The following is a 1,048-nucleotide window of genomic DNA, read 5'->3' as shown; positions in this document are numbered from 1 at the left end:
GGTTTTTCTTCCCGCAGTTGTCGGTGGCTAAACAGACGAATATCTTTAGAAAGTTTAATTCCTAATTCAAAGGCATTTGCCTGATAATTGTCGTCTAAAATTACGGGATCAAGGGAGATTTTAGCCTCATCTCTGGAAATACGTTTTAGGGGACCTGCCTCTAGACAGGCAAGAATTTTAACCAGTTTTTTCGAGTCGAGTAGTTCCTGTAAATAATAACAATGAAAGTAGGGGATGTCCCCACGACCAAATTCATCCTTACCATCGTTAATTAACCAACCAAAGAGGGTGTTATGGGAGTCAATTTGATAGATATAGACTCCTTTAAATTTCCTGTCTGGAGGATTATAGGTGTCCCATAACTGAGAGACTATATGTTGATAAAAAAACTGTTGAATCCCTAGGGGGACATTGACACTAGCGATATATTTAAATCCCAGTTGTGAGAAACTGCTATAAATCAGTTGTTCAACGAGCAAGGACATGATCTGTAACCTTTAAGCACTTTTGTGGGCTATTATAAATAATTTTCACACAATTGTGTCTTGTTTCTAGTTTTTGGGGAGATATTTGACGGCATTTCTCCTCAAGATGAACTGTCACCTAATTTGGTGCCGACTCCCCAAAACGAAAACTTCACACCTCACCATTAAGATGACTGTTATAAGGCAGTCAGCAGATTTTTGAGAGATTTTTTTACTAATCTTGCTGCAAATGGATCGGATATAGTGCTAGTCATTTAGGAAAAGTTTACCAGTTGTTGATCGATTTGAGACAATAACCAAGATAGGGAGTCTAAAGCTTGATTTGCTTGCAGTGTGCCTTGCTGGGAATCAATTAAAACTGTTGAGTAAAAAAAACGGTGATTAACTTTTTGCTCTCGCAGTTTTTGCTCTAATTCTTTGACTTTTAATTGTAGGTTTTGCCAGCTTTTTTGGTCAGAGACAACTAGATCGCATTTGCTGATGATAATGCCTAAATTAAACCTAGTTTTATTATGGTTAATTATCTCGATCAAGGTTTGAAAAATTCTCAGGTAATTATTATG

Annotated in this window: 2 pseudogenes; both read right to left on the bottom strand. The window is 36.9% G+C overall.

Annotated elements, in window-relative coordinates:
- Positions 1 to 485: pseudogene (locus tag PX636_RS14780) on the bottom strand (roadblock/LC7 domain-containing protein); the annotation flags it as partial.
- A 254-nt stretch (positions 486 to 739) separates the two neighbouring features.
- Positions 740 to 1,048, bottom strand: a pseudogene (locus PX636_RS14775) (TRAFAC clade GTPase domain-containing protein); the annotation flags it as partial.

The sequence above is a fragment of the Microcystis sp. M53598_WE2 genome, assembly GCF_030067735.1.
GTDB classification, from domain to species: domain Bacteria; phylum Cyanobacteriota; class Cyanobacteriia; order Cyanobacteriales; family Microcystaceae; genus Microcystis; species Microcystis aeruginosa.
The sequence above is the reverse complement of the archived record's forward strand: the minus strand, read 5'-3'. Positions and strand labels throughout refer to the sequence as shown.